We start from the raw sequence: 705 nt of genomic DNA on the forward strand, positions 1-705 counted from the left end.
CCGATGCCCGCGTTGTCTACGTCTCCGCGACCGGTGCGACCGCCGTCGAGAACCTCGCCTATGCGCAACGTCTCGGTATCTGGGGCAGCGAGGATTTTCCATTTGCCAACCGTGCCGAATTCGTCGCCGCGATCGAGGACGGCGGTGTCGCGGCGATGGAAGTGCTCGCCCGGGATCTCAAGTCGCTCGGCCTCTATACAGCGCGTTCTCTTTCCTATGACGGTGTCGAATACGACCTGCTCGAGCACGCGCTGACCGAGGAACAGATCCGTATCTACAACGCCTATGCCGACGCATTCCAGGTCATCCACAACAACCTGACCGCCGCACTTGAGGCGACCAACATCACCAATGAGTCCGGTACGCTGAACCGTAACGCCAAGTCTGCGGCGCGCTCGGCCTTCGAGAGCACCAAGCAGCGCTTTTTCTCGCATTTGATCACCTCGATGATGACGCAAACGCTGATTGGCGCGATCGAGCAGGACCTCGCCGATGGCCATTCGGCAGTCGTGCAGATCGTCTCGACCGGCGAAGCGCTGATGGAACGACGCCTTGCCGAGATCCCAACCGAGGAATGGTCGGATCTGCATGTCGACGTCACGCCGCGCGAGTACGTCGGCGGGTACTTGCTGCACTCCTTCCCCACCCAGCTGTTCGAGGAATATTCGGACGCGGAGGGCAATGTCTATTCGCGGCCCGTTCACG

General features: G+C 61.0%; 1 protein-coding gene. It reads left to right on the forward strand.

Annotation, left to right across the window (positions count from 1 at the left end; genetic code table 11):
* The coding region (locus EOA13_RS37390; RefSeq protein WP_206535387.1) for a strawberry notch-like NTP hydrolase domain-containing protein at positions 1 to 705 on the forward strand (705 nt) is incomplete at both ends.

Origin of the sequence: Mesorhizobium sp. M7A.F.Ca.US.011.01.1.1, from assembly GCF_003998295.1 — a bacterium.
Classification (GTDB): Bacteria; Pseudomonadota; Alphaproteobacteria; order Rhizobiales; family Rhizobiaceae; genus Mesorhizobium.